This window comes from Amycolatopsis sp. NPDC005961, from assembly GCF_040629235.1.
GTDB classification, from domain to species: Bacteria; Actinomycetota; Actinomycetes; order Mycobacteriales; family Pseudonocardiaceae; genus Amycolatopsis; species Amycolatopsis camponoti.
Genome location: NZ_JBEXVF010000019.1, coordinates 25528 through 52444 on the forward strand (window position 1 = coordinate 25528; position 26917 = coordinate 52444).

At 72.6% G+C, this 26917-nt stretch carries 24 protein-coding genes; 16 read left to right on the top strand and 8 right to left on the bottom strand.

What is annotated here, in order from left to right:
- The first annotated feature begins 323 nt into the window (after nucleotides 1–323).
- Nucleotides 324–827, top strand: coding sequence for a DDE-type integrase/transposase/recombinase (locus ABZ342_RS19275; protein ID WP_360474540.1), 504 nt, complete (start codon nucleotides 324–326; stop codon nucleotides 825–827).
- A 40-nt stretch (nucleotides 828–867) separates the two neighbouring features.
- Here the strand turns inward: ABZ342_RS19275 and ABZ342_RS19280 are convergent, their stop codons facing one another.
- Nucleotides 868–3999, bottom strand: a complete 3132-nt coding sequence (locus ABZ342_RS19280) for a SpvB/TcaC N-terminal domain-containing protein (RefSeq protein WP_360474543.1) — start codon at nucleotides 3997–3999, stop codon at nucleotides 868–870.
- A 183-nt stretch (nucleotides 4000–4182) separates the two neighbouring features.
- Here ABZ342_RS19280 and ABZ342_RS19285 point away from each other — a divergent pair, with 183 nt between their 5' ends.
- The 6 genes from ABZ342_RS19285 (at nucleotide 4183) to ABZ342_RS19310 (ending at nucleotide 10806) form a co-directional block, all read left to right on the top strand.
- On the top strand, nucleotides 4183–5811 hold the full coding sequence (locus ABZ342_RS19285; protein ID WP_360474547.1) for a S8 family serine peptidase: 1629 nt from the start codon (nucleotides 4183–4185) through the stop codon (nucleotides 5809–5811).
- The gene (locus tag ABZ342_RS19290; RefSeq protein WP_155547564.1) at nucleotides 5808–6383 is read left to right on the top strand and encodes a sigma-70 family RNA polymerase sigma factor; all 576 of its coding nucleotides are present in this window, start codon (nucleotides 5808–5810) and stop codon (nucleotides 6381–6383) included. Before ABZ342_RS19285 ends, ABZ342_RS19290 begins: the two co-directional genes overlap by 4 nt.
- The gene (locus ABZ342_RS19295; RefSeq protein WP_155547563.1) at nucleotides 6380–6865 is read left to right on the top strand and encodes a hypothetical protein; all 486 of its coding nucleotides are present in this window, start codon (nucleotides 6380–6382) and stop codon (nucleotides 6863–6865) included. The genes ABZ342_RS19290 and ABZ342_RS19295 overlap by 4 nt, the downstream gene beginning before the upstream one ends.
- Nucleotides 6866–7044: 179 nt before the next feature.
- A complete protein-coding gene (locus ABZ342_RS19300) occupies nucleotides 7045–9561 on the top strand; it encodes a CHAT domain-containing tetratricopeptide repeat protein (protein ID WP_360474551.1) in 2517 nt (838 codons plus the stop codon).
- Between the two features lie 131 nt (nucleotides 9562–9692).
- Complete coding sequence (locus ABZ342_RS19305) at nucleotides 9693–10184, top strand: DUF4232 domain-containing protein (protein WP_155547561.1); 492 nt, start codon at nucleotides 9693–9695, stop codon at nucleotides 10182–10184.
- Nucleotides 10185–10203: 19 nt separating this feature from the next.
- Nucleotides 10204–10806 carry a DUF4232 domain-containing protein gene (locus ABZ342_RS19310; protein ID WP_360474555.1) on the top strand — a complete coding sequence of 201 codons (603 nt, stop codon included), beginning with the start codon at nucleotides 10204–10206 and terminating at the stop codon, nucleotides 10804–10806.
- Between the two features lie 131 nt (nucleotides 10807–10937).
- On the opposite strand, the gene ABZ342_RS19315 is transcribed toward ABZ342_RS19310, so the two are convergent.
- Nucleotides 10938–12260: a DUF2079 domain-containing protein gene (locus ABZ342_RS19315; RefSeq protein WP_360474558.1), complete on the bottom strand. Its 1323-nt coding sequence runs from the start codon at nucleotides 12258–12260 to the stop codon at nucleotides 10938–10940.
- A 56-nt stretch (nucleotides 12261–12316) separates the two neighbouring features.
- Complete coding sequence (locus ABZ342_RS19320) at nucleotides 12317–13648, bottom strand: HAMP domain-containing sensor histidine kinase (RefSeq protein ID WP_360474561.1); 1332 nt, start codon at nucleotides 13646–13648, stop codon at nucleotides 12317–12319.
- A 63-nt stretch (nucleotides 13649–13711) separates the two neighbouring features.
- On the opposite strand from ABZ342_RS19320, the gene ABZ342_RS19325 reads away from it, so the two are divergent.
- Complete coding sequence (locus ABZ342_RS19325) at nucleotides 13712–14548, top strand: maleylpyruvate isomerase family mycothiol-dependent enzyme (RefSeq protein WP_360474564.1); 837 nt, start codon at nucleotides 13712–13714, stop codon at nucleotides 14546–14548.
- On the opposite strand, the gene ABZ342_RS19330 is transcribed toward ABZ342_RS19325, so the two are convergent.
- On the bottom strand, nucleotides 14545–15117 hold the full coding sequence (locus ABZ342_RS19330; RefSeq protein WP_360474567.1) for a dihydrofolate reductase family protein: 573 nt from the start codon (nucleotides 15115–15117) through the stop codon (nucleotides 14545–14547). The two genes, ABZ342_RS19325 and ABZ342_RS19330, sit on opposite strands and share 4 nt — an antisense overlap.
- The gene (locus ABZ342_RS19335) at nucleotides 15114–16088 is read right to left on the bottom strand and encodes a small ribosomal subunit Rsm22 family protein (protein ID WP_360474570.1); all 975 of its coding nucleotides are present in this window, start codon (nucleotides 16086–16088) and stop codon (nucleotides 15114–15116) included. Before ABZ342_RS19335 ends, ABZ342_RS19330 begins: the two co-directional genes overlap by 4 nt.
- A 145-nt stretch (nucleotides 16089–16233) precedes the next feature.
- Here ABZ342_RS19335 and ABZ342_RS19340 point away from each other — a divergent pair, with 145 nt between their 5' ends.
- Genes ABZ342_RS19340 through ABZ342_RS19355 form a run of 4 tightly spaced genes read left to right on the top strand, consistent with a single transcriptional unit; the run spans nucleotide 16234 to nucleotide 18987 of the window.
- On the top strand, nucleotides 16234–16659 hold the full coding sequence (locus ABZ342_RS19340) for a YciI family protein (RefSeq protein ID WP_360474573.1): 426 nt from the start codon (nucleotides 16234–16236) through the stop codon (nucleotides 16657–16659).
- The gene (locus ABZ342_RS19345) at nucleotides 16659–17009 is read left to right on the top strand and encodes a YciI family protein (RefSeq protein ID WP_360474576.1); all 351 of its coding nucleotides are present in this window, start codon (nucleotides 16659–16661) and stop codon (nucleotides 17007–17009) included. Before ABZ342_RS19340 ends, ABZ342_RS19345 begins: the two co-directional genes overlap by 1 nt.
- 39 nt (nucleotides 17010–17048) lie before the next feature.
- The gene (locus tag ABZ342_RS19350; protein WP_360474579.1) at nucleotides 17049–18314 is read left to right on the top strand and encodes an RNA polymerase sigma factor; all 1266 of its coding nucleotides are present in this window, start codon (nucleotides 17049–17051) and stop codon (nucleotides 18312–18314) included.
- Between the two features lie 4 nt (nucleotides 18315–18318).
- On the top strand, nucleotides 18319–18987 hold the full coding sequence (locus tag ABZ342_RS19355) for a hypothetical protein (RefSeq protein ID WP_360474582.1): 669 nt from the start codon (nucleotides 18319–18321) through the stop codon (nucleotides 18985–18987).
- Here ABZ342_RS19355 and ABZ342_RS19360 read toward each other — a convergent pair.
- Genes ABZ342_RS19360 through ABZ342_RS19370 form a run of 3 tightly spaced genes read right to left on the bottom strand, consistent with a single transcriptional unit; the run spans nucleotide 18961 to nucleotide 21989 of the window.
- Nucleotides 18961–19515, bottom strand: a complete 555-nt coding sequence (locus tag ABZ342_RS19360) for an HD domain-containing protein (protein WP_360474585.1) — start codon at nucleotides 19513–19515, stop codon at nucleotides 18961–18963. The genes ABZ342_RS19355 and ABZ342_RS19360 overlap by 27 nt on opposite strands.
- Nucleotides 19516–19524: 9 nt before the next feature.
- A complete protein-coding gene (locus ABZ342_RS19365) occupies nucleotides 19525–21210 on the bottom strand; it encodes a lactate permease LctP family transporter (RefSeq protein ID WP_360474587.1) in 1686 nt (561 codons plus the stop codon).
- Nucleotides 21207–21989: an IclR family transcriptional regulator gene (locus tag ABZ342_RS19370; RefSeq protein ID WP_155547549.1), complete on the bottom strand. Its 783-nt coding sequence runs from the start codon at nucleotides 21987–21989 to the stop codon at nucleotides 21207–21209. Before ABZ342_RS19370 ends, ABZ342_RS19365 begins: the two co-directional genes overlap by 4 nt.
- A 786-nt stretch (nucleotides 21990–22775) precedes the next feature.
- On the opposite strand from ABZ342_RS19370, the gene ABZ342_RS19375 reads away from it, so the two are divergent.
- From ABZ342_RS19375 to ABZ342_RS19390, 4 genes are read left to right on the top strand one after another with little or no spacing between them, the layout of a single operon-like run.
- Nucleotides 22776–24005, top strand: a complete 1230-nt coding sequence (locus tag ABZ342_RS19375) for a MurT ligase domain-containing protein (protein ID WP_360474591.1) — start codon at nucleotides 22776–22778, stop codon at nucleotides 24003–24005.
- The gene (locus ABZ342_RS19380) at nucleotides 23998–24711 is read left to right on the top strand and encodes a glutamine amidotransferase (RefSeq protein WP_360474594.1); all 714 of its coding nucleotides are present in this window, start codon (nucleotides 23998–24000) and stop codon (nucleotides 24709–24711) included. The genes ABZ342_RS19375 and ABZ342_RS19380 overlap by 8 nt, the downstream gene beginning before the upstream one ends.
- Before the next feature lie 29 nt (nucleotides 24712–24740).
- The gene (locus tag ABZ342_RS19385) at nucleotides 24741–26129 is read left to right on the top strand and encodes an ATP-binding protein (protein ID WP_360474597.1); all 1389 of its coding nucleotides are present in this window, start codon (nucleotides 24741–24743) and stop codon (nucleotides 26127–26129) included.
- A complete protein-coding gene (locus tag ABZ342_RS19390; RefSeq protein WP_155547547.1) occupies nucleotides 26129–26809 on the top strand; it encodes a response regulator transcription factor in 681 nt (226 codons plus the stop codon). The genes ABZ342_RS19385 and ABZ342_RS19390 overlap by 1 nt, the downstream gene beginning before the upstream one ends.
- Nucleotides 26810–26917: the final 108 nt, after the last annotated feature.

The window sequence follows — 26917 nt, forward strand, 5'->3', positions numbered from 1 at the left end:
GCTTCAGTTCAGGACATCGCCGACAGTTGATGTCTCAGGACCTCACAGACACTGGTCGGCTTGTCGGTGTGGTGACCAGGGCTTTCGTGGTGACCATGCGTCGATGGGCAGAACGGGGTTTTCGATGGATCCTGAGTTCGTCGCCGCGGTCGCTCGGGTCGCTCACGGCGAGAAGATCAACGTGGCGCGATTCTGCCGCGAGCACGGCATGTCCCGGGACACCTTCTACAAGTATGTAACACGGGTTCCGCACCGAAGGAGCGGACGGGTTCACCGCCCGCAGCACCGCCCCGCACCACCGTCCAAGCGCCCTGGGGCCGGAGGTGGCCGAGGCGGTCCTGCGGGCCCGCAAGGAACTGGCCGACGAAGGCTGCGACAACGGCCCGATCTCCATCCGCTGGCGGCTCGAAGACACCGGGCAGCTGCCGCTGCCCTCCCGCGCCTCGATCCATCGCATCCTGTGCGCCCACGGCCAGATCGTGGCCCAGCCGCGCAAAAAACCGAAAACCCGCCGCCGCTTCACCTACACCGACCCCAACGGCTGCTGGCAGATCGACGGCACGGAGCACTACCTCGCCGACGGCACCAAGGTCTGCATCCTCCAGATCCTCGACGACCACTCCCGCCTCGACGTCGGCTGCTACGCCGCCACCGGCGAGACCACCACCGCCGCCTGGGCCGCGCTGCAACAGGCCTTCGCCGGCTACGGCGTGCAAGGCGACCGGGTCACCATCATGATCGGCAACACCGTCGTCCGCCAGCTCACCCTCGACCGATCAGTACGCTACCAACGTCTCACCAACCACAAACTGTCCGGAACCTCCTGAGACATATCCGTCCATGAGGTCGTGAGTGGGAAACCGTGTGCTAACCCTGTTTCTCACTCACGACCGCGCCGGTCTCGTCGGTGACCAGTGCGACGTTGTCGGCCGCGTCGAAGTGCAGGTGGTGGCGGCGGCCGTCCGCGTAGCGGCGGACCGTGCCCGCCACCACGACCACCAGCTCGCCGTCCTCGACCGCGTACAGGTCGTCCGGGGTCAGGATCTCGTGGATGCGCGTGCCGTCCGTGATCAGCGTGCGGACGCGGCGGCCGGTGTGGTCGTAGCCGTACAGCGCGTTGACGCCGTCGTCGCCGTGGACCCCGCGCAGCCGGCCGAACGCGTCGCGGATCTCGCTGCCCGACGGCGGTTCCGCGGGCTCCCGCGGCACCACCTCGTGCAGCAGGCCGCCCGGGCCCGTGATGACGTGCACCGGGGTGAAGAGCTCGCTGACGCCGTTCGCGTGGTGCACCGCGGTGCGGCGGCCGTGCAGGTCGTACTGGACGGCGTCGACGAAGCCGGGCACGCTCACCAGCCGGCCGACCTCGTCGTACTGGTGGCGGACGGTCAGCCGACCGTCGCCGGCGTCGGGGTAGACCACTTCGGACAGTCGCCCGTCCGCGCGGCGCACGACGTCCAGCCGGTACTCGACGGCCACGTGCGCCGGGCGCCAGCGCCGGTCGGCCGGGTGGCCGAGCGCGTCGTAGCCGAACAGCGTCACGCCGGATTCGTCGGCGACGCGCACCAGCCGCCCGCAGCTGTGCGGCCCCGCTTCGGGTGGCACCGGGAGGCCGCCGTCGTGGTAGGTGAACGTCGTGACCGGGGTGCCGCCCGGGTCGTCGACCAGCACCGCCACCACGCGATCGGCCGCGTCGTGCACGCGGTACACCGTGTGGCCGTCCGCGGTCCGCGTCTCGACCGGGTTGCCGGCGGCGTCCCGCGCGTGCACGACGCCTTCCGCGTCGCGGATCTCCCGTCCGAGCAAGTCGCGGACGCCCGCGATCGAAGAGTCCGATGTGGACGCTCCGAGGAGCCGGCCCAGCGCGTCGTAGCGGAACTCTTCGCGGGCGAACGGAGGCTCGCCGTCGCGGAACGCGCGGCTCGTGCGGCACACCAGGCCGCGTGCGCAGTACTCGTGCTGCTCGTCGACGACGTCGCCGAGCAGCTCGGCGTGCCGACGCTGCAGCAGCCGGCCCGCGCCGTCACGCAGCTCCGACGTCACGAGCACCTCCGCCTCACCGGACACCGCCCGCTGCTCGGTGGTGACTCGCGGGCCTTCGTAGCGGTAGCGGACGGTCGGCAGGTCCGCCGAGTCGCCCGGCCGCACGACGGTTTCCGGGCGTCCCAACGGGTCGAGCGTCACCGTCGTCACCGCGCCCGCCGGGTCGGTCACCTCGCACACCCGTGCCGTGCGGACGTCGTAGCGCGTCGACGTCACGTTCCCCAGCGGGTCCGAGGCGACCTCCGGGAAGCACCGGTCCGCGGAGTAGCGCACCTCGTGGGTGTGGCCGTGCGGCCCGGTCGTCGTGGTGCGCAGCCCGGCGACCGTGTCGAGCCGTCCGTGGAACGTCGTCGTCCACCAGCCGTCCTCACCGGGACGCCGGTGGTAGCCGTGGTGGCGGAAGTCCGGCGGGACCGGGCCGTAGACGTCGGCGACGAGCGCGTCGGTGAGCACCAGCTCCTCCCGCGAGGTGAGCAGGCCGTGGGACCCGGCGTGGCCGTCGGGCCGCTCGTCGTAGCGGAACACCCTGTCGGACAGCACTTTCCCGCCGGCGTCCAGCTCGCGCACGCGGGCGGGCAGCGCGCCGAACCGGCGTTCGGGAGCGGTCGCGTACGTCGTGCGCGTCTCGCGGACCACCGGCTCGTGGCCCGGCCGCTTGGTCGTCTCCACCTCCCGGACCGGGTTGCCGGCGGCGTCGAAGGCCGTCTCCGTCGTGGTGACCGAGACGGGCCGATCCCGGCGCTCGAACACGGTCGCCACCGACCGTGTCCACTGGGGACGGCGCGAGTGCTCCACGCGGCGGTACGGCCGGTCTTCCTCGGCGGAGCCGTCGAGGCCGTAGGTCTCTTCCTTGTCGAGCAGGCCGTCGACGCCGAACCAGCGCACGGTCCGCAGCGTGGGCGCGTACTCGTCGCCGAGCTCGTCCTGGACGACGCGCCCGAAGCCGGCGGTGCGGCTGTCGTGGTATTCGAACTTCGTCACGCCGGTCTGCCCGGTGGCCGCTTCGCGCCGCGTGACGCGCCGGACCACCGGCACCGCCTCGACGGTCGCGTACTCGACCGACGTGTGCAGCCCGATCCCGTTGTCGATCTCGCTCAGCCGCCCGGTGCGCGGCAGGCCCGCGGACTCCAGGGAGAAGTAGGGCACCGAGTCGTCGAGGAGCATTACGCCGCCGCCGGTCCGCGCCTTAGCGGCGCGCTGGAGCCGCCGCGGAGCCGGCGGTTCCGAGAGGGCGTAGGCCAGGCGCAGCACCGGCGCGGCCGCCTCGGCGCCGTGCGCGTCGAACCCGGTGAGCGTGACCGACGTCAGCAGCGACGAGCCGGTGACGTCGTCTTCGTCGTAGCCGAAGCGCCACCGCCGGACCAGCGGCCGCGCGTCCGCGGGCACCCGCAGGTCGACCCGGGCGCACCGCAGCGCCGTCGTGACGAGGGTGCCGCCGCGGCCCCAGCGCAGGACGTCCGGCCGCGGTTCGTACGTGAAGTCCACTTCGTACGGTCCGTAGGACACGCGCGCGAGGTACGCCTGGCCGCTGTGGTGGACCCAGCCGAACGCGACGGCGTTGCCGAACGCGTCCTCGGTCCGCTCGAGGTACCAGGCCGAGCCGGCGGACCGGCCGCCGTCGGTCGTGCCGAGCAGGTGCCGGACCCCCGACCGGGTGGTCAGCACGAAGCCGTCGCCCCGGCGGCTGAGCCGGCCGTCGGCGGCGGAGCGCGCGTCGCCGCCGGCCAGCCGGACCTGCGGCAGCGGCAACGCGAACCCGCCGCCGAAGGCGCCGTTCGGCGCGCCGGTGGTGTGGCGCAGCGCCAGGACGGGCGCGATCCCGCCGGGCCCCGGCGGGAGGTCGAGCGGCACCGCGAAGCTGCCCCCGCCGGTCGCGGGGTCCGGGGTGAACGCGCCGCCCAGCCCCCGCACCGGCGCGGGCCGGCTTGCTTCCTGCGCGCTCACCCGGAGCGGAACCATGCTGATCTCCCCGACTCGATCCGTGACGTACGGACGGCCAAGTGGGTGAGCAGAGCCCGCCAGATACGTCGTCACCCGTTTGCCGCGTCCGTTACCCATTCGTGATGTCCGTGTCGTATCCCGGTGGCGGCTCACCGGTCTTTCCCGGGTGCCATCAGTGATCAATGGCGGAGGGTGGACCCGATGGTCGTCAAGTTCGTGCGGGACGAGACCGTGGAAGCGGCGGCGGAGGACGCGAGCACGCTCAACGAGCTCCCGACCCCGCCCCGGCAGTTGCTCGACCGCCACGGCGCGCGGGTGCTCGACCCGGCGACCGCGGTCGTCGTCGCCGGGCAGCCGGTCCCGCGCACCACCGTCTACCGGCCGGGGACCTTCCTGCTTCCCAACCGGTACCTGCGCGACCAGGAGTCCCTGGCCGCGATCAACCGCGTCCTCGCCCGCATCGGCATCCAGGCCGAGCCGGCCGACCGCGGCGGCGACAGCAAGGGCTATGGCCGCGCCCGGCAGCTCGACGACCTGCCCGTCCGCGCCCTGCTGCGGGTCCGCGAGGACTCCGACCCCGTCGTCGTCGACTGCTGGAAGGCGCTGCAGCTGCTGCGGTCGGCCGCCTCGGGGGAGAAACCCGAAATCGACCCGGAGATCGTCCGGAACGTCTCCGTCGAGCACCTGCTCTTCACCTCGCCGGTGTTTGGCGGGGTGCCGTGGGAGACCAGCGGCCTCGGCGGCACGCCGTGGGAGACCAGCGGGTTCGGCGCGGGCAGCTCCTACGGGCGCACCCACGGGGCCAACCGGATCCCGGTGACGCTCGCCGCGGACCCGCCCTACCGCAGCAAGAAGCCCGCGCACCGGCGGCCGGTCGTCGCGGTGCTCGACACCGGCATCGGGCCGCACCGCTGGTTCGGGATGACCGACCGCAGCGGCCCGCCGCCCGCCGGCTCCGGCCTCACCGTCGCCCCCGGTATCCAGGCCGCGATCCTGCAGGCCGAGCAGGATTCCGGCACCACGCTGCCGACCCAGTTCCTCGAGGACTACTGGGACGCGCCGACGACCGGCCAGCCGCTGATCGGCGACGTCGACACCGACACCGGGCACGGCCTGTTCATCGCCGGCATCATCCGGCAGGCCTGCCCCGAAGCCGACACCCTCGCGATCCGCGTCGTGCACAGCGACGGCGTCGCGTACGAGGGCGACGTGCTGCTGGCTCTGCACCTGCTCGCCGACCGCGTCCGGAACGCGCAGGCGAACAACCGGCCGCAGGACATGGTCGACGTCGTCTCGCTCTCGATGGGCTACTACGTCGAAGACCCGGCCGACGTCGCCTTCACCGGCCAGTTCGCCGCGGCCATCGCGGACCTGCTCGGCCTGGGCGTGCTCGTCGTCGCGGCCGCGGGCAACGACGCCACCACCCGCCGCTTCTACCCGGCGGCCTTCGCCGACCAGCCGCTCGGCAGCGGCTGCGGCCCGCAGGTGATCAGCGTCGGGGCGCTCAACCCCGACGTCGGCACCAGCAAGGCGCTGTTCTCCAACGAAGGCCCGTGGGTGCGCTGCTGGGCGACCGGCGCCGGCGTGGTCAGCACGTACCCGACCGACGTCCGCGGCAGCGCGGCCGCCGACCACGAGCTGCCCGGCCGGAACTCCTTCGACCCGGACGACTACAGCGCCGGCTTCGCGGTGTGGGACGGGACGTCGTTCGCCGCGCCGCTCGCCGCCGCGGAGATCGCCAAGGCGCTCGTCCTGTCCGGGTCGGACCTGGCCACGGTCGACCGCGACACCGTCGTCAAGCGCGCTTGGACCGCGCTGGGCTCGCTGTGACCGTGGCCAAGACCGACCACAGCCGGGTAGCGGCACTGTTCGACGCCGCGCGGGAGGGCGACCGCGCGGCGCTGGACGAACTGGTTTCCCTGCTCACGCCGCTGCTCTGGCAGGTCGCGCGTGATCAGGGCCTGGACGCCGATCAGGCCGCCGACGTCGTGCAGACGACGTGGCTGCGCCTGCTCGGTTCGTTCGCGGAGATCCGCTCGCCGGTCGCGCTGACCGGCTGGCTGATCACCGTCACGAAGAGGGAAGCCTGGCGCACTGGGGAAAAGCGCCAGGTCGAGCGGCCGCTTCCGGAGCTTCCGGAGCGGCTGTCCGAAGCGTCACCGGCACCCGAGGAGGGGGTGCTGCGCGACGACCAGCGCGTGCGGTTGTGGCGCGCGGTCGACGCTTTGCCCGAACGCTGCCGCAGCCTGCTGCGGATCGTGGCGTTCGTGCACCGGCCGGACTACGCCGAAGTGGGCGCCCGGCTGGGAATGCCGAGGGGGAGTATCGGCCCGACAAGGGGACGTTGCCTCGCGCGCCTGCGCGAGCAGCTACTCGCCAACGGCGAAGGAGATTGGCTGTGACCACCGTCGAACCACCCGGCGCGAACGAGCCCTTGGACGAGCTCGACTTCCGGCTGTTGACCGGATTGCGCGAGCTGTGGGAAGACGCCGACCCGATGCCCGCCACGCTCGTGGAGCAGATCCGCTTCGCGATCCAGCTGGAGGACGTCGACTTGGAAGTGATGCGCATCCGGGAACAGGAGGGGATCGCCGTCACGCGCAGCGCGGCGGAGCAGGGCCGGCTCATCACGTTCGACAGCGAGAGCTTGACGATCATGGTGAACGTGAGCCCCGAGCCGGGAGGGACGATCCGCCTGGACGGCTGGCTGACGCCCCCGGCCGAGCACCCGATCGAGGTCCGCACGGCAACCGGCCCGCTGACGACCACATCGGACGCCGAAGGGCGGTTCGCGGTGAGCGGGGTGCCGCACGGGATGGTCCAGGTGCTGGTGCGGACGCTGGGCCGGTCGAGGACGGTGAGCACGCCGGCCATCGAACTCTGAGCCCCGGCCGTCGGGACCACCCCGGTTGTCGCGCCCCGACGTGAAAATCTGCCCGTCCGGCAAGAACTCCCGGACCACCCGGACCCGGAGGTACGATCCGGGGCGTCCTTCTCGGCCGAGGGGGACGGCCCCGGCCGGAAGGGCAGCCTGTGGTCGCGTCGCCGAGGGCGGAAGACCGGGTGCGCGACCTGCATCGGCGTGCGGTCGCGGCGACCAACAACGGCCAGCCCGTCGTCGGCGGCCGCCTGATCCGGTCCGCCGCGCGGCTTCTCGGGCTGCCCGCGAACCAGCCGCCGCCGGAATGGCCGTCGTGGCCTGATCTCGCCACGCGCGTGCTCGGCACCTACGCCGCCGTCGAAACCGCGCTGGGCAACAGCACCCGCGGGCTCGCGCTGCTCGACGAAGCCGACGTCCTCGTGTCCGACGCCGGGCGCGGGATCCTGCGCCAGCAACGGGGTCTCGTCTTCATCCTGATCGGCCGGATGGACGAAGCCCTCGCGTGCTTCGACGAAGCGATCCCCCTGCTGCGGCAGGCCGGCGAGTTCGTCGTGCTCGCCCGGACCCTGCTCAACCGCGCGATGCTGCACCAGTACGCCGGCCGCGTCCGGCTCGCGCTCGCCGATCTCGACCAGTGCGAGCAGATCGGGGCCGGCCAGCCCGAGGAAGAGGGCCTGGCCCGGATCTTCGCCAAAGCCGCGCACGGCCGCGGCCAGGCGCGCGTGCTCACCGGTGACATCCCGGGCGCCCTGCGGGACTTCGACGCGGCGAGCGGGTTCTACGCCGCGCAGAGCGTCGGGATGCTGCCCGTGCTGGCCGTCGACAAGGCCCGCGCGCTGCTCGCGGCCGGGCTGCCGCAGGAAGCCGCCGCGGAACTGGACGCGGCCCTGGAACTGTTCCCGCGCCTGCGGATGAACCAGGAACACGCCGAAGCCGAGCTGACCCGGGCCCTGGCCGCCTTGGCGAGTGGCGACCCGTCCACCGCGCGGAGCTGGGCCGGCCGAGCCGAACGCCGGTTTCGCCGCCGTGGCAACGAAACCTGGGCGGCGGTCGCGCAGCTGACCGTGCTGCGCGCCGACTTCGCCGCCGGACGGCGGATCGCCCGCGTCGCCACCGAGGCGACCGCGCTGGCCGGCCGGCTCACCGAGCTGGGCCTGCGCAACGACGCCGAAATCGCCGCGTTGCTCGCCGCCCGCGCGCGCATCGCGCTGGGCGATCTCGACGGCGCCCGCGCCGGCATCGCCCCGCGCGACCGCCGCGCCGCCCCGCTGGAGAACCGCCTCGTCCGGCGGCTCGCGCTGGCCGAGCTCGGCGCCGCCAGCGGCGACCGGCGCATCACCTTCGCGAACGCGCGCGCCGGCCTGACGCAGCTGGAGCGCCACCGCGGCCGGTTCGGCAGCATCGACCTGCAGACCGCGACGACGTCGCTGGGCCGGGAGCTCGCCGACGCCGGCCTGGCCGCCGCGCTGGCCCAGCGTTCGCCCGGCGTCGTCTTCCGGTGGCTCGACCGCTCTCGTGCCCAGGCGTTCCGCTTCCGGCCGGTGCGCCCGCCCGCGCACCCGGAGACCGTCGACGCCGTCGCCGAGCTGCGCTACCTCTCGATGCAGATCCGCGCGGGCGAGCTGTCCGGGAAGCCGGACACCCAGGCCGCGAAGCGCTGTGCCGCGCTGGAACGCGAGATCCGCGCCAAGGGCTGGCAGGCCGAAGGCACCGACGTCGACCACCCGGAAGCCAAGCTGCGCGAGGTCGGCGACGAGCTCGCCGCGACCGGCAGCGCGATGGTCTGCTTCCTCGCCGACCACGGCGCGCTGTGCGCGCAGGTGATCGCGAACCACCGGGTCGCGCTGATCGAACTCGGCCCGGCGTCGGCCGTCGCCGAACCGGTCGCCCGGCTGCACAGCGACCTCGACGCGTTGTGCGGGCGCCAGCTCCCCGCCCAGCTCGACCACGTCATCCGCCGCTCGGTGCGGACGCAGGTCACGGCACTGGACGGGATCCTGCTGGCGCCTCTGGCTTCCCGGCTCGGCGACCTCGACGTCGTCGTGGTGCCGACCGGCGCGCTGTCGGCGATCCCGTGGGGCCTGCTGCCGACGTTGCGCGGGCGCCCGGTGACGGTCACGCCGTCGTCGTCGGCCTGGCTGGACGCGGGCCGGCGGCCGCGCCGGGCGGCCGGGGCGCCGCTGCTGGTGGCGGGTTCGGACCTGACGCACGCGGAAACCGAGGTCTCGCTGCTGGCGCCGTTCTACCCGGAAGCCGAGGTGCTGACCGGGCCGGACGCGACGGTGGCGGCGACGCTCAAGGCGTTCGACGGCTGCCGCCTCGCGCACTTCGCCGCCCACGGTCACCACGAACAGGAGAACGTCCTGTTCTCCCGGCTCAACCTGGCCGACGGGCCGCTGATGGCCTACGACGTCCAGCAGCTTTCGACCGCACCCGAGCAGGTGGTGCTGTCGTCGTGCGACGTCGGCCAGGCGGTGGTCCGCGACGGCGACGAGGTCCTCGGCTTCACGGCGGCGTTGCTCTACGGCGGCAGCCGCACGGTCGTCTCCAGCGTGGCGCGGGTCGACGACCGGACGGCCGGCGGGGTGATGCTGGCCTACCACCGGGCGCTCTCGGCGGGCACACCCCCTGCGCGTGCCCTGGCCGACGCGGCCCAGGCGGAACCGCTGATGCCGTTCGTCTGCTTCGGCCGTAGCTGACTCTCTTTTCGACGCCTGGGCAGCTCCGAGGTTGCTTTCCGGTGATCGACCCCATCGCGGCGCATCCCCGGGCGGCCCCCGGGCATCTCTCACTGTGAGTCCAGTTGATCACGGAACGAGGGAGGATGACCATGAAGCGAACCGCAACCGCGCTGATCGTCGGGGGTCTGGCGGCCGGCGGCCTGGTCCTGGCGGCCGGGGCCGCGAACGCCATGCCGAGCGACACGCCGTGCGGTGCTTCGGACGTCCGGGTGTCCGTCGCGCCGGACCCGTCGCACGCCGCCGGGCACGAGGCCTACGTCCTCACCTACACCGCGGCTTCGCCGACGACGAACTGCAAGCTCGAGGGCGCGCCGACGGCGTTGACCTTCATCGCCGGCGGGCAGCGGCTGCCGGTCACCGCGACCCCGGACGGCAGCGAGTCCGTGCCGGTGAACCTGCGTGACGGCCACCCGGCCGTGTCGCGGATCGTGCAGCGCTCGGCCGCGACGCCGTCCGCCGTGCCGTCGTTCGTGACGTTCGACCTGCCGACCGGCCCGTACGGCCAGCCGGTGAGCGTCGAGTGGCCCGCGGGCGCGCCGCTGAAGGGCGGCACCGTGCAGGTCACGCCGGTCAGCAACTGATTTCGGGAGGGGAACTCACATGAAGCGCATCTTGGTGGGGATCGGCACCGCCGCGGGGGCGTTCGCGCTGGCGGCTTGCGGGACTTCGACGGCGGCGGCTCCGGCTCCGGCTGCCGCGGCTCCGGTGGCTCAGGCTCCGGCGCGGGGGGCGTCCGGTGGCGGGGTGGCCCCGGCGTCGGCGGGCACGCCGCGGTGCACCACGGCCGACCTCGAGGTCCTGCTGGGCAAGCCGGCCGAGAAGAACGACGCGCCGGGCCAGTTCGACATCCCGCTGACCTACCGCAACACCACGAACCACACGTGCGGCCTGTACGGCGTGCCGGGCGTCGACCTGAACGGCCCGGACGACGCGACGTTCGGCCCGGTGTACCACCTGCCGCGCGTCGACAACGGCGTGAAGTACAACGAGGTCCCCGCGGGGACGACGGCGTCGGCGACGATCACGGTGCTCACGCCGGCCGAGGGTGGCGCGTCGTGGACGCCGACCAAGCTCACCACGATCCCGCCGGGTTCGACGAAGGCGCTGACGGTGAAGTGGCCGTCGGACCTGCCGGTGCTCCGCCAGGACGCGGCGACCCACCCGGGTTCGTACGTGAACGGCATCCTGGCCGACCCGGCCTGAAAATCTCTTCGTCACTCGATCGGGTGAAGCGGGGAGCCGCGCGTCATTCCTGGCGTGGGGCTCCCTCTTTCTCGGTGCGGCGGTAACCGGCCGGCACGCCCCCCGACTGGCCGGTTACCGCTGCGGCCTTTCTACGCACGGTGGAGCAGCACGACGGAGTCCGTCTCCGCGACGCGCAGGTATCCCGTGCTCTCCAGCTCCTCCGCCGCGAACGCCTTCGTGGCCAGGGTCGTCGGCCAGGACTGCTCCGGCCTCGCCACCGCCACCCACTCCGGCCGCTCCGCCGACACGCCGTCGAAGAACAGCACCGTGCAGCGGGACGTCAGCCGCGGGGCCAGCCGGTTCGAGGCCAGGACGTCCGCGCCGTCCGGGATCCGGGCGAGCACCGCGTCGATGCCGGCCCGTTGTGACGGCGTCCAGACGCCGTCGCTCAGGTGCGCCGCCTGCAATCCCAGCGAGCCCAGCCCGGCCACCAGCGCGCACGCCGGGAGCAGCGTCCGGAAGCGCGGTCCGCAGCGCCGGACGCCGTCCGCCGCCGCGAGGAACACGATCGGCATCAGGACCGCGCTGTAGTGGTAGCCCATGCCCCAGTAGCGGTCGTTCGCCGAGACCAGCCGCCACAGCAGCGTCGGCACCGCCAGCAGCAGCACCGGGGATCGCAGCGCCGTGAACGCCGTCGGCGCCACCAGGGCCAGCAGCATCGACACCTTGACGATCGACCCGCCGAAGGGGTTGAAGCCGCCGCTGTGCGCGTAGGCGCCGGCCGGGTTCAGCAGCGGCAGCACGACCGTCACCAGCAGAACCGTGGTGGCCACGCCGAAGCCGATGACCGCCCACCCGAGCCGGCGCTGCCGGTTGAGCACCAGGACGACGCCCACCGCGGCGAGCGTCATCGGCAGGTCCTCCTTGACCAGCACCAGCGGCAGCGCGCACCACACCGCCGCCCGCCACCGTTCGCGCAGCAGGTGCTCCGCGGCGAACGCCACCATCGGGACGGCGAAGCAGACCTCGTGGAAGTCGAAGTTCACCGCGGAAAGCAGCCCCCACGAGAGCACGTACCCCGCGGCCACGACCGCACCGCGGCGGGCGCCCAGCACGCGGGAAGCGCAGCGCGTCACGGGCACCACCGACAGCGCGAACAGGAAGGCCTGCGCGACCAGCAGGCACGCCGGGGACGGCCAGAGCCGGTAGAACGGCGCGAGCAGCGCCAGGATCGGGTGGAAGTGGTCGCCGAGCGTCGGCCAGTCCGCGCCGAGCAGGTCCGACACCGGCCAGTGCCCGTGCGCGTAGGACCGCACCGCCTGCTCGAAGATCCCGAGGTCGAACCCGCTCGCGTCGAACGTCCGGAGCCGTTCCGACGACCAGCCGGCGTACCCGGCGAAGGCGACCGCGGCGACGACGTAGGGGGCCCTGCGGGTGGCGCGCGCCGGAGCCGGCGCGAGGTCGATCAGCATGGCGGGATGCTCTTGAGACCATGCTGAACCGGAGCTTAAGCGAGCTGAAGACGTCTTCAGGCAAGCGGAAGGCGCAGCTCCAGACGCGCACCGGACGCGCCGTCGGCGACGCGCAACGTGCCCCCGTGCGTGCGCGCGATCTCCGCGGCGATCGCCAGGCCCAGCCCGGAACCGCCGTCGTCTTCGCGGGCGCGGTCCTCGTCGAGCCGCACGAACCGGTCGAAGACGCGCTCGCGCTGCCCGGCCGGAATGCCGGGCCCGTCGTCATCGACCGTCAGCACGCATTGGCCGCCGGACGCGGTGAGCGTGACCGTCACGCGGCTCTTCGCGTGGCGCTGGGCGTTGTCGACGAGGTTGCGCAGCACGCGCTCCAGGCGTCCGGCGTGGCCGCGCACCACCGGAGACGCTTCGAGCTGCACCTCGACGCCGTCGTGCGGGACCCGCGCGGCGACGTGCGCGGTCACCAGGTCCGCCAGCGCGACCGGCTCGGTCCCGGCCGGCTGGTCCGCGTCCAGCTTGCTGAGCAGCAGCAGGTCCGCGGCCAGCGTCTCCATCCGCGTCACGTCGAGCACGGCGTTTTCGCAGCTGCGGCGCCAGTCGAGCCGGTCGGGGTGGGCGAGCTGCACCTCGAGCTGGGTGCGCAGCGACGCCAGCGGGGTGCGCAGCTCGTGCGACGCGTCCGCGGTGAACTGGCTCTGCCGCCGCACCGACCGGTCGAGCCGGGCCAGCATCTCGTTCATCGTCACGGCGAGCTCGGTGATCTCGTCGCCGGAGTCCGGCACCGGCACGCGGCGGCCGAGGTCGCCCGCGCGCACACCGTCGACCTCGGCGCGGAGGCCGCCCACCGCGCGCAGCGACCGCCGCACGGCGAACCAGGCGACGCCGCCGACGAGCAGCGCGGCCGCGGGCACGCCGCCCCAGAGGATCCGCTGCGCGGTGGTCACGGTTTCGAGCCCGATGGGGTCGATCGGCACCGACGCCCGGACGAAGTGCTTCTGGTCGAGGGTCCCGGACTGCGACACGACGGTGTTGCCGCCGCCGAAAGGCCGGCTCAGCACGCAGTCCGGTCCGTAGACGATGGCCTTGCCGGCGGTCGTACCGGCGGTGCCGGGGTCGGTCGGGCAGCCGGTGTCGCCCGACTTGTCGCGGCTGATCCAGTAGCCGGTGTAGTCGAGCTGCTTGGCGATGTCGACGGGCTTGACCCCGGCGTCGAGCAGCGAGCCGACCGCCCGGGCCTTCTCGCTGGCGAGCTGGCTCGCGGAGCTTTCCAGGCCGCCGCGCAGCGCCCGCACGAACCAGTACGACCCGAGGCCGAGGACGAGTGCCGAAGCGAGCGCGGCGAAGAGGGCGACCCGCCACCGGGTCGACCGGGGCAGGAGCCGGATCATGAGCAGAAGATAACCGCACCTGGGGAGACCCGGGACGCCGTCCGGCCTCCTACCGTCGAATCCGTGACGCTCGAGAAGTGGCAGGCGGTGCGCGCCGCGCTGCCGGAGACCGGTGCCCGGTTCGCGGACCTGGTGGCCGGCGTGCGGTACGGGCACGTGACGTCGCTCGGGGAGTGGACGATCGCCGAAACGGCGTCGCACGTCGGGATGATCGCGCTGATGTACACGTCGATGATCCGCGGCGACGGCGGTCCGCTGCCGCTGCCGGGTCTCGAAGAGCCGATCGACACGGCCAGCGTGGACACGATCTCGCGGATGAACGCGCTCGCGCTCGAGCTGTACCCGGAACGCGACCCCGCCCGGCTGGCCGAGCGCCTCCGCGCGGACATCGCCGAGGTGCTGCTCGTCAGCGCGGACCTGGACCCGGAGAAACCGGTGTGGTGGCTGGGCGGCTCGCGCGTGCCGGTGGCCGGCGTGCTCGCGCACCTGGTCAACGAGATGCTGCTGCACGGCCTCGACATCGCCCGCGCGATCCGGCGGCCGTGGCCTATCCCGGCGGCGCACGAGGCGTTGTTCCTGGAGCTGTTCCTGTTCGGCATGGTGCGCAACGACATGGGCCGCCTGCTCGACGACGCGACGCCGTCCCCGCGCCGGATCGCGGTCGAGTTCCGGTCGGCGCACACGAAACCCGCCGTGCTGGCGCTCCGGCACGGCGAATTGCGCTTCGAGGAACCGGACGGCGGCGCCGACGTGCGGCTGACGTTCGACCCGGCGGTCCTGGTGCCGATGATGTTCGGCCGGATCTCCAAGGCGCGAGCCGTACTGGGCGGCGGCGTCCGGATCGGCGGGCCGCGGCCGTGGCTGCTGCCCGCGTTCCTGAAGACCGTGCGGATGCCCTAGTTCAGGACGCGGTAGATCAGGTGCGTCGCGTTCGGCGTCTCCTCGACGGCGGTGCGCTCGAGCTTCACGTGCGCGCCGGTCTCGGCGTCGAACAGGCGGACCCCGGCGCCGAACAGCAGCGGGACGACGTGCAGGCGCAACTCGTCGACCAGCCCGGCCAGCAGGTACTGGCGCAGGGTCGTGCCGCCGCCCATCAGCAGGACGTTCTCCTCGCCCGCCGCCGCTTTCGCCTGCCGCAGCGCGCTTTCCGGGCCGTCGGTGACGAACGTGAACGTCGTCGGCCCCTTCACCACGGGCTCGTGCGGGCGGTTGGTGACGACGAAGACGGGCTTCTTGAAGGTGCCGTCGTCGCCCCAGGGGTCGACGCCGACGTCGAACATCGTGCGGCCGACGACGAACGCGCCCGTGCCGTCGAAGAGCCGCTTGCCGATGCCGGCCTCGGCGTCCGTGCCCTCGAACAGCCACTGGTGCAGAAGATCGCCGTCCTGGCCGAGGGGGTGCTCGGTGCTGGTGTCCGGCCCGGCGACGATCCCGTCCGCCGACACGCTGATCTCCGCGATCACCTTCACCAGCCGTCGCCCCACTCCGCGTCGCGGGCCGCGCGGTACCGCGGGCCCTGCTTCTTCGAGACTGCCACGCCGGGCTTGAGCCCGTCCGACGAAGTGCACAGATCGAGCGCGACCCAGCCCTTGTGCTTCTTCGGGTGGCGGATGATCCGCGCGTCCGGCCGCTCCGGCGCCGACCGCGACGCGACGACGTAGGCGAACTTCTCGTCCTCGAACCCGAGCGTGCCCGCCTTGAGCCGCCGGTGCAGCCCCGACCGCGGCAGCCGCGCGGAGAAGTGGCACCAGTCCGCGCCGGGCACGATCGGGCAGACGTCGTCGTGCGGGCACGGCGCGACGACGTGCAGGCCCAGCTCGACCAGCTGCGCGCGGGCGGCACGGATCCGCTCGTAGCCCGCGGGGGTGCCCGGCTCGATCAGCGCGACCGCCCCGGCCTTCCCCGCCAGCCAGCGCACGACGTCGGCACGGGTGGCGTCCGGCAGCTCGCCGAGGACGTAGGACAGCGTCACGAGGTCGGCTTCCGGCGACGGCGCGGCCGGGTCGACGAGCCCGCGCCGCCACTCGGCGTCCCGGACCGCCGCGTTCCTCGCACCCGCGGCGAGCCGCTTGCCGAGCCCGATGGCCCCGGCGACCTGCTCGACGACCGTGCACTTCACGAGCGACGGCCAGACGCCGGCGGCCGCCCAGACCGCGGCGCCGGTGCCGCCACCGACGTCGACCTGCGTCCGCGGCTCGAATCCGGGCGTGCGCGAAGCGGCCTCGGCGAGCACAGCGTGGACGGCGGCGTAGGTGGCCGGCATCCGGTAGCCGGCGTACGCGGCGACGTCGGCTTCGGAGCTGAGGATGGGTGAGGTCGCCGCGTCACCCTGGCGGTAGCGCGTGCTGAGCCGGTCGACGGACTGCGTCAGCCGCGGCACGGGGTGCCGGGCCAGCTCGTCGTCGAGCGCGGAGGAGAGGTCGTCGGGGAGTACCGCCACGACCGGAGATTCTCCCCTGTCCGAATTGCCCCGCCGAAGCGGCCCTGAGCTGCTAGTTTTCCGTCGCGAAAGTTTTTTGGCGGAAGCTGTCGATCCGGGACGCGGCCGTTCGACGCGTAGGCAGACCGAGCGAGAGGAGACCGCGATGCGGTTCATGGTGATCGTCAAGACGAACGAGGCCACCGACGGCAAGGCCCCGAGCGCCGAGCTGCTGGCCGAGATGGGGAAGTTCAACGAGGAGATGGTCAAGGCCGGCATCCTGCTGGCCGGCGAGGGCCTCGCGCCGAGCTCGGAAGGCGCCCGGGTCGTCTTCGACGGCAAGGAGACCCCGACGGTCGTCGACGGCCCGTTCACCGAGTCGAAGGAGCTCGTCGGCGGGTTCTGGATCCTGCAGGTCCGCGACCGCGAGGAAGCGATCGAGTGGATCAAGCGGATGCCGAACCCCGACGGCGAGCCCGGCGAGGTCGAGATCCGGCGCGTCGCCGAGGCGTCCGACCTCGAGAACATGACGCCCGAGCTCGAAGAGCTGGAGGGACGTCTGCGCGCGCAGAGCGCCGCCCGGGAGGCCTGATGCGGTTCCTGGTGATGGTGAAGGCCAGTCCCGAGTCCGAGGCGGCCGGGTACCAGCCCGGCGCCGTGGAGCTGGCCGAGATGTCGAAGTTCAACGAGCGCCTGCTGAACGAGGGCCGGATCGTGCTGGCCGAGGGCCTCACGTCGAGCGCGGAAGGCGTGCGCGTCGTCTTCGACGGCGATGTCGAGCCGAAGGTCATCGACGGGCCCTTCGCGGAGACGAAGGAGCTGGTCGCCGGGTTCTGGGTGCTGAACGGCGAATCGCTCGAGGACGTCGTCGAGCTGATGCGGCAGGCACCGAATCCGGAGGAGCGGGGTGGCGTGATCGAGATCCGCACGATCAGCGAATAGCGGGTTGCACCGCGCCGGATCACCCTGTCTGATGGCCGGGTGACGGTTGCGGACACCCGGAGCACGGTGGAGACGGTTTGGCGGATCGAGTCGCCGCGGCTCATCGCGGGTCTGGCCCGCATGGCCCGCGGTGACGTCGGCCTGGCCGAGGAGCTGGCGCAGGACGCGCTCGTCGCGGCGCTGGAGCAGTGGCCGGAGTCCGGCGTGCCCCGCAACCCCGGCGCGTGGCTGATGACCATCGCCAAGCGCCGCGCGGTCGACCAGTTCCGCCGCAACGAGCGGTACGCGGAGAAGCTCGAAGAGGTCGGGCGCGACCAGCAGCTCGGCGAGGGCGTCCTGCCCGACTTCGACGCGGCGCTCGACGACCACATCGAAGACGACCTGCTGCGCCTGCTGTTCGTCGCCTGCCACCCGGTGCTGAACACGCAGGCCCGCGTCGCGCTGACGCTGCGCATGCTCGGCGGCCTGACCACCGACGAGATCGCGCGCGCCTTCCTGGTCCGCGAATCGACGATCGCCCAGCGGATCGTGCGGGCGAAGAAGGCCCTCGCCGAGGCGAAGGTGCCGTTCGAGGTACCGGAGGGCGACGAGCGCGTGGCCCGGCTGTCGTCGGTGCTCGAGGTCATCTACCTGGTCTTCAACGAGGGCTACTCGGCCACCCGCGGCGACGACTGGATGCGGCCGGCGCTGTGCGAGGAGGCGATGCGCCTCGGCCGCGTCCTGGCCGGGCTGATCCCGGGCGAGTCCGAAGTCCACGGTCTGGTCGCGCTGATGGAGCTGCAGTCGTCGCGCTCGAAGGCCCGCACGGGCCCGAACGGCGAGCCGGTGCTCCTGCTGGAGCAGGACCGAGCCCGCTGGGACCGCCTCCTGATCCAGCACGGCCTGGCGGCCCTGACCCTGTCGGAGCAGATCGCCGACGGCGCGTACGGCCCGTATTCCGCGCAGGCGGCGATCGCGGCGTGCCACGCCAGAGCCCGGACGGCGGACGAGACGGACTGGTCCCGCATCGCGGCGTTGTACGAGGGCCTGGGCAAGCTCCAGCCGTCCCCGGTGATCGAGCTGAACCGCGGAGTGGCGGTGGCGATGGCGTACGGCCCGGAGGCGGGCCTGGAGATCGTGGACGGGGTAGCCGACGAGCCGGCGTTGAAGGACTACCACCTGCTCCCCAGCGTCCGCGGCGATCTGCTGGAGAAGCTGGGCCGGCTGGCGGAGGCGGAGGCGGAGTTCAGGCGGGCGGCGGAGATGACGGAGAACGCCCGCGAGCGCGCGTTGCTCCTGGACCGCGCGACGGCGGTGGGTCGCTGACACCGTGCTGGCCTCGCTGCTGCCCGGCTTCCGGGACGTCCGCAGTGCGCTGGTGGCGGGCTACATGTGGTTCTGCGCCGGCTGGCTCCTGATCGGCCACTACCACCCACCGCAGGCTGGGTTGCTGGGGAAACCGGCGCTGGACCTGCTGGAGCTGTTCGGCACCGGCGGCCGGCTCGCCGCGATCAGCGTGCTGTGCCTGCTGATCGGCGAGGTGACGGGCACCCTGGTGCAGTCGGTGTTCTTCCAGCTGAGCGTCGCCTACCTGCGGCGGCTCACCCCCGAACGCCTCGATCCGCGGCCGCGCGGGCCGCTCACGGTGTTCCTCGACGCGGTGCGGGAGGTGCTGTACATGTCACCGCGGCTGATCGTCGCGAAGCCCGAGCTGTACGCCGAATTCAGCCGCATCAAGGGGGAAAGCGAGTTCCGCGACGCCATCCTGCTGCCGTTGCCGGTCCTCGCGGTGGCGGTGTGCGCCGACCTGTCCGCGCCCGGGTGGGTCAAGGCGCTGCTCCTGGCGGGGACCGTGATCGCCGACGGCTACCTGTTCGCGCAGGCTCGCCAGCGGTTCCGCCAGGCGCACAGCCTGATCTCGCACAGCATCGCCGACGGGACGATCAGGTCGGCGGCGATCGCCGACTGGGAGTCATCGATCGCGCCAGGAGAGCGGTGACAAGGTCAGCGCCGCTTCGGCGATCTTCCGCGCCGTCTCCGTCGTGAGGCCCTTCCGCGCCGACTCGATCCACTCGTCGACGCGCCGCACCCCGACGTCCCGGTACTCCAGCGCCTGCAGCAGCATCTCCAGCTTGTCGGCGTCCTTCGCACACAACGCCTCGGCGGACGAGCGGGTCTCGTACTCGTCCACGGCCTCCCGCACCAGCGAGCGCGAACTGTCCGGCAGGGACGCCGTCTGGTCGGCCGTGATCTGCCGCGGCGACGGCTTCCGCAGGTAGTCGACGGCCGTCAGCGGAAGGTCACCCGTCCGGGTCTCCTGCGTGTCGTGCCACAGGGCGAGGAACGCCGCCCGCTCCGGCGATGCCCCTTCCTCCGCCGCGATCAGCGCCGCCAGCTGGGCCGCCCGCAGGCTGTGCTCGCCGACCGACTCCGGGTCGCGCACCCCGGCGTGCCACCAGCCCGACCGCCGGACGCGCTTCAGGAGTCCCAGCTCGTACCCGAAGGACGCCAGACCATCAGAGCTCATCCGCCCAGCCTAGGGCGTCGGGATCATCGCCGTGAGGATCGTCGCCTGCAGCAGGGAGATCACGCCGACCACCGCGGTCAGCAGCAGCGACCACAGGAACGTCTGGCGCAGCAGCGATCCCTCCTTGCCGCTCTGCCCGATCGCCGTCGCGCCGATCGACAGGTTCTGCGGCGAGATCATCTTGCCCATCACGCCACCCGAGGTGTTCGTCGCGCCCGCGAGGATCGGATTCAGGTTCAGCTGCTGGGCCGAGATCACCTGCATCGGGCCGAACAGGCTGTTCGTCGACGCGTCCGACCCGGTCAGGAACACGCCCAGCCAGCCGATGTACGCCGAGAACAGCGGGAAGACCGCACCCGTCGTCGCCAGGGCCAGGCCCAGCGTCTGCGTCGCGCCCGAGTAGTTCATGACGAACGCGATCGCCAGGATCATGAAGATCGTCGCGAGCGCCCAGCGCATCTGGACCAGCGTCTGCCGGTACGTCTTGGCCAGCAGCCCGGCCCGTCCGCCCATCGCGAAGCCGGCGATGACCGCCGCGATCAGGGCCACCGTGCCGGGTGAGTACAGGAAGTCGACCGTGAACGTCGCCGCGTACGGCGCGTTCTTCGCGGTGATCGGCGGGTGCTGGACGACGTGGTTGTGCAGCCCCGGCCAGGCGAAGATCCAGTCCGCCTTGTGCAGCAGCTTCGTCAGGTCGAGCCAAGCGGGCAGGTTCTTGAAGATCGTGCCGATCCGCGACAGGAAGATCGCCAGGATCAGGATGATGTAGGGCATCCACGCGTAGAGCGCGCCGCGTTCGGACTGCGCCGCACCCAGGCTCTTGACAGCGCTTTCTTCGCCCTCGAACCGCCACACCGACGCCGGCTGCCAGAACCGCGTCAGGATCCACAGCGCGGCCATCGCCGTGAGCGCGGCGAGGACGTCGACCAGGCTGGCGCTGATGTAGTTGGACGCGACGAACTGCATGGCCGCGAACGCGAGCCCGGCGGTCAGCACCGCCGGCCACACCTCGAGCATGCGCTTCCAGCCGGCCAGGACCACGACCAGGAACGCCGGGATGATCAGCGCCAGCACCGGCACCTGGCGGCCCACCGCCGCCGAGAACAGCTCGGTCGCCTGGTCCGGCTTGAGGTGCATGATCGGCGCGGTCAGCCGGCCGAGCACGATCAGCGGGTTGCCGAGGCCGCCGAACGCGACCGGCGCGGTGTTCGCCAGCAGCGCCAGCACGACGGCCTTCACCGGCGGGAACCCGAGCGCGGCCATCATCGCCGCGGTGATCGCGATCGGCGACCCGCCGCCGGCGACGCCTTCGAGGAGCGCGCCGAAGCCGAACGCGATGAGCAGCGCCTGCAGCCGCCGGTCCTCGCTGAACCCCGCGAGCACGCGCTTGATCGCGTCGAACCGGCCGGTGGCGACGGTGACGTTGTGGAAGTACACGGCGTGGAAAGCGATCCAGGCCACCGACCACACGCCGAAGAGCACGCCCATCGCCGCGGAGTCGAACGCCAGCGCGGCCGGCATCCGGTACAGCAGCAGGGCGACGCCGAGCGCGGTGACCAGCGCGAGCGCGGCCGAGAGGTGCGCGGAGAAGCGGATCACGCCGAGCGCGACCAGCAGCACGATGATCGGGAGCGCGGCGAGCAGCGCGGAGACCCACAGCCCGCCCGCCGGCTGGTAGTCCTGGATCCAGGTCATCCCCGCTGCCCCCGCACGTATCCGAGCCGCAGTGAAAGGGCGGCGGCGGTTCCGGCCACGGAGGCACCGAGCTCGTCGAGGCGGCGCAGCACGCGCGGCGCCGGCCCGGCGATGCTGATGGCGGCGATCGGCCGGCCGGAGTGGTCGCGCACGGCGGCGGCGACGCACCCGACGTCCGGCTCGTTCTCGACCTCGTCGATCGCCCAGCCACGACGGCTGGTGCGCGCGAGGTCGTCGAGCAGCCGGAGCGGGTCGTTGATCGTCTTGAGCGTCAGGGAATCGAGCTTCATCCGCCGGACGCGCTCGGCCCGGTCGGCTTCGGGCAGCGCGGCGAGCCAGGCTTTCCCGAGCGACGTGGCGTGCTGCGGCCGCCGGGTGCCGAGGCGGCAGGCGAGGGTGACGGCGCTGGCACTGCGTTCGGTGGCGACGTAGACCATGGTGTCGTTGTCGGGAACGGCGAGGTAGGTGGTCTCCCCGGACCGTTCGGCGAGCGACGCGAGATACCGCGGCGCACACCGGTGCAGATCGGTGGCGGCCATGGCCCGCGCGCCGAGCTCCACGAGCCGGGTCCCCAGCCGTACGCGGCCGGTGACCTGGTCGGCTTCGAGGTATTCGAGACTCTTCAGGGTGCCGACGATGCGGTAGGCGGCACTGCGGGAAAGCCCCAGTTGCCGCGCGATCGCATTGGTGGAAATCTCCTGGTGCCGACCCACGTGCTCGAGCACCGCGAGTCCGCGTTCGAGAGTTCCGCTGTTCTCCAGTGCGCGCTCCGGTCCCACGATGCCCTCCGTTGGACGTTCCCGGTTTCCGTTCAGCGGTACGCATTTCCGCTGGGTGGGGTTGGACGGTAACACCTCCGATGTATGTGGGGAAGATCTTGAAACGTCTCAGCAGAATGCGGTTACTTGCGCAGGCTAATTGGTACAACCTCCGATGGTTAAGTTTCCTACCTATGGCGGTTGCGGAGGTGTTGACGGCCTCGTTCGACAAGTTCGACCGAGGGTGGTTCATATTCGTGAATGGGTCGTGAAGGAAGTAGAGGGTTGTCAACAGGCCGGCCGTAATGTGGACAAGCGGGGGTGGGCGGGTCTTTTGGGCCGGTTTTGTCCGGGGCGGCCGATACGCTGGAAGCGGGGACGCCCCCCCCAGGGACGGGCGGGGGCTGTGTCGGCGGGGGCTGTGTCGGCGGGGGCTGTGTCGGCGGGGGCTGTGTCGGCGGGGGCTGTGTCGGCGGGGGCTGTGTCGGCGGGGGCTGTGTCGGCCCCGCAGCTGCGAGGCTGGTCGCAGCGGGCTCCACTGCGGCATGACATCACCGTCGCCCAAGCGGCGCGACGGCATCCGTAAACGCCGCCGGGAGCCGCAAGCCGGTCACGCGGGCCCACTGCGGCGTGCCGCGTCATGACCGGCTCGTCCACGACGTCAGCCGGGGCGGACGGCCGACCGGGCAACCGGCACGACCGTCCCGAATGGCTCATTCAAGACGAACGACGCCGCCGGAGCAGGGCGGGGAGACCCGAGTCACGGACTCAGCAAACTCACAGCGCCCACCGAGCACCATCCAGGCGATGACCGCCCGAAACCCCTTCCGTACCCGCGCGTCCGTGGCCGCCGGGCGGGTCAGTGCCTGGCTCTCCCGGCACGCCGGCCTCGGCCAGGGCGGCGTCATCGGCGGCCGCGTCACGCTCGCCCTCGACCCCACGGCTCTGAAGACCCTCGGCCGGGAACGCACCGTCGTCCTCGTCACCGGCACCAACGGCAAGACCACCACGGCCCTGATGATCACCCGGGCCCTCGAAGCGCTCGCCGAGGTCGCCGCCAACAGCGATGGGGCCAACATGCCCGACGGCATCCTCGCCGCCCTGGCCGCGCGCCCCGACGCTCCCTATGCCGTCCTCGAAGTCGATGAGACCTACCTGCCCTGGGTTGCCGAACAGCTGCGCCCCGCCGTTCTCGTCCTGCTCAACCTCAGCCGGGACCAGCTCGACCGCGTCGGCGAGGTGCGGTCGACCGAACGCGATCTGCGCGCCGCGATCGCCTGCCATCCTGAAACCACGATTGTCGCCAATTGCGACGACGTTCTCGTCGCCTCCGCCGCGACCGCGGCCGCCAAGCCGCTCTGGGTCGGCACCGGCCGCCGCTGGACCGGGGACTCGACCTCCTGCCCGCGCTGCGACGGCCTGATCGTCCACGAAAAAGACCACTGGAGCTGCGCCTGCGGCCTGGCCCGCCCCGAACCCACCTGGACCCTCGACGGCGACCTCGTCCGCACGCCCGGCGGTCGTCAAGTCGACCTGGACCTGCGCCTGCCCGGGGACGCGAACCGGGCCAACGCCGCCTTCGCGCTCGCCGCCGCGCACCGGCTGGGCGTGCCGCCGCACACCGCCGCCGCGCGGCTGCGGACCATCACCGACATCGGCGGCCGCTACCGGACCATCCGCCGGTCGCGGCACTCCGTGCGGCTGATGCTGGCCAAGAACCCGGCCGGCTGGGTCGAAACGCTGCGCGTGCTCGACGAAGACACCCCGGTCGTCGTCGCCGTCAACGCCCAGGAAGCCGACGGCCGCGACCTGTCCTGGCTCTGGGACGTGCACTTCGAACGGCTGCGCGGCCGCCAGGTCGTCGTCACCGGCGAGCGCGGCGCCGACCTCGCCGTCCGGCTCTGCTACGCCGAGGTCGCGCACTGGGCCGAGCCCGACCCGGTCGCCGCCATCGACGCGCTGCCGCCCGGCGGGGTCGAGCTCGTCGCCAACTACACCGCGTTCCGCGACCTCGTGGGCAGGCTGCCCGGTGCGTGACTCGATCGTCCACATCGGACTCCTTTTGCCCGAGGTGCTCGGCACCTACGGCGACACCGGCAACGCGCAGGTCCTCTGCCAGCGGCTGCGCTGGCGCGGGCTCGACGCCGAGGTCGTGCCGGTCGGGCTCGGCGAGCCGGTACCGTCCACTTTGGACCTCTACCTGCTCGGCGGCGGCGAGGACGGCGCGCAGGCGCTGGCCGCGGCCCACCTGCGGAAGTACCGACGATCCCTGACCCCCGAATCGGTGGTCTTCGGCGTCTGCGCCGGCCTGCAGGTGCTCGGCACCCGCTTCCGCGGCCTCGACGGCGTCGACCACGACGGTCTCGGCCTGCTCGACGTCGCCACCGAGCCCGGCGTGCGCCGCGCGGTGTCCGAGCTCGTCGCCACGGCGACCGAACTCCTGGACAAAGCCCCGCTCACGGGGTTCGAAAACCACCTCGGCCTCAGCAAGCTCGGCGCCGGCAGCGAGCCGCTCGGCCAGGTCGTGCGCGGCGCCGGCAACGGCGACGGCACCGAAGGCGCGGTGACCGGCCACGTCGTCGGCACCTACCTGCACGGCCCGGCGCTCGCCCGCAACCCCGCGCTGGCGGACCTGCTGCTGACCTGGACGGCCGGGTACCCGCTGCCGCCGCTCGAGCTGCCCGAGGTCGACCGCCTGCGCGTGGAACGGCTCACCGCCACGCGCCGGCGGCGGACGTCGTGACCGCGGCGTTCCGTGGTTACGCTGAGTTGGTGAAACTGGGCAGCGTGATCGCCGCGACCGGCGTGCGGATGCGGACCACCGCGGTGGCCGTCTTCGCGCTCGCGCTGGCCATCGCGGCCGCGCTCGCCGTGGTCGTGGTGCTGCTCGAAGAGTCGCTCGACCGCAGCGTCACCGAGAGTGCCCGCAGCACCGGCCGCCAGGTCGCCATCCAGCTGGTCCGCGAGGGCGCACGTGACCTCAGCGCGTCCGACGTCGCCAGCACCGGCGACACCGAGGCCGTCACCCAGGTGCTCAACGCGCGCGGCGTGCCGATCGCGAGCGACCCGGCGATCGTCGGGCACCCGCCGCTGACCACCGCCCGCCCGCCCGTCGGACAGGAAGCCATCGAGACGCTCCCGCTCGGGCTCAACGGCGACAGCGACGACTACCGCGTCGTGTCGCAGCAGGTCAACGGGCCGGGCGGGCCGTACACGGTGGTCTCGGCGCGCTCGCTGGAGCCGGTGACCGAGGCCTCGACCCGGCTGACGCTGCTGCTCGGGCTGATCGCGATCCCGCTGCTGGCGATCGCCGGGCTCGCGGTCTACCGCGCGGTCGGCTCGGCGCTGCGGCCGGTCGAGCGGATGCGCCGGACCGTCGCCGAGATCTCGACGCGCGACCTCGCCGCCCGCGTCCCGCTGCCGCCGGGTGGCGACGAGGTGCACCGCCTCGCCGTGACCCTCAACGGGATGCTCGGCCGGCTCGCGTCGGCGCAGGCCGCACAACGCCGGTTCGTCGCCGACGCGAGTCATGAGCTGCGCTCGCCGCTGTCCACGATCAGCACCGCGCTCGACGTCTCCGGGCGGCACCCGGAGAGCGCGCAAGACCTGGTGCCGGTGATCGCCAGGGAGACCGCGCGGCTGCGCGAGCTCGTCGACGACCTGCTCATGCTCGCCCGCACCGACGACACGACCGACCGGCCGGCGCGCACGGAGGTCGACCTCGACGACATCGTGCGCGCCGAGGCCGAGCGGGTCCGCGGCGAGTGCGCGCTGGACGTCGAGGTCCGCGCCGGGCCCGCGAAGGTGCGCGGCAGCGAGGCCCAGCTGCGGCGGGCGGTGCGGAACCTGGTCGACAACGCCCGCGGGCACGCGCGCTCGCGCATCCGCGTCGCCAGCTCGGTGCGCGGCGATCTCGCGGTCGTCGAGGTGAGCGACGACGGGCCGGGCGTCGGGGAGGCCGACCGCGACCGGATCTTCGAGCGGTTCGTCCGGCTCGACGCGTCGCGGCAGCGCGGGCACGGCGGCACCGGGCTGGGCCTGCCGATCGTCGCGGGCATCGCGGCACGCCACGGCGGCCGGGCGCGCTACAGCGCGTCGGACGAGCAGGGCGCGCGGTTCGTGCTCGAGCTGCCGGTGCTCGAACTGCCGGAGGAGGAGTAGTGCGCCTGCTGATCGTGGAGGACGAGCGCGAGTTCGCGGAGACGCTGCGGCGCGGGTTGGTCGCCGAGGGGTTCACCGTCGACGTCGCGCACACCGGCCGGGAAGGGCTCTGGCGGGCGACGGAGCAGGAGTACGACGTCGTCGTGCTCGACATCATGCTCCCCGAGCTGTCCGGCTACGAGGTGCTCAAACGCCTGCGGGCGGCCGAGAACTGGACGCCGGTGCTGATGCTCACCGCGAAGGACGGCGAGTACGACGAAGCCGACGCGTTCGACCTCGGCGCCGACGACTACCTGTCGAAGCCGTTCTCCTTCGTCGTCCTGATCGCCCGGCTGCGCGCGCTGCTGCGCCGCGGCGCCCCGGCCCGCCCCGCCGTGCTGGAGGCGGGCGACCTGCGGCTCGACCCCTCCGCGCGGACAGTCCACAGAGGACAGCAGCGGATCGAGCTGACCGCGCGGGAGTTCGGGCTGCTGGAGTTCCTCCTGCGGCGGCCGGGGACCGCGCTGACGAAGAACGAGATCCTCGGCCACGTCTGGGACGCGCACTACGACGGCGACGAGAACGTCGTCGAGGTCTACATCGGCTACCTGCGGCGCAAGATCGACGTGCCGTTCGGCACTCGCACCATCGAGACGGTCCGGGGCGTCGGCTACCGGCTGGTAGACGTTACTCGATCGTGATATTCGGGGCGGAATCCGGGAATTGGTTCCGCTGGCCGTCCGGTGCTGGGCCGTTTGCCGCCGCCGGTTGCCGCAGATCGCCCAGCCGTTCCCGCGAACCGGTGAAAA